General features: G+C 58.4%; 1 protein-coding gene. It reads left to right on the top strand.

The genetic code is table 11. The features are described from left to right. A partial coding sequence (locus R0J87_RS20250) for an aminopeptidase P family N-terminal domain-containing protein (RefSeq protein ID WP_498888503.1) occupies positions 1-274 on the top strand: 274 nt, incomplete at both ends.

Genomic DNA, 274 nt, shown 5'->3' with positions numbered 1-274 from the left:
CAATCAGTGATCTCACAACGCGTGGCACAGATTCGCCAGTGGCTGGAAGCGGAACAGCTTGACGCCCTGGTGATCCCGCATGAAGACGAATACCTGGGTGAATACATTCCCGAACACAACGAGCGCCTGCTGTGGGCCACCGGTTTTACCGGCTCGGCCGGCGCGGCGGTGATCGGCCGTGACAAAGCGGCCATGTTCGTCGATGGCCGCTATGTGGTTCAGGTTCGCAAGCAAGTGCCGGGCGATGTGTTTGAATACCGTCATCTGATTGAAG

This window comes from Halomonas sp. SIMBA_159 (assembly GCF_046536035.1).
In the GTDB taxonomy this organism is placed as follows: domain Bacteria; phylum Pseudomonadota; class Gammaproteobacteria; order Pseudomonadales; family Halomonadaceae; genus Vreelandella; species Vreelandella venusta_A.
The sequence above is the reverse complement of the archived record's forward strand: the minus strand, read 5'-3'. Positions and strand labels throughout refer to the sequence as shown.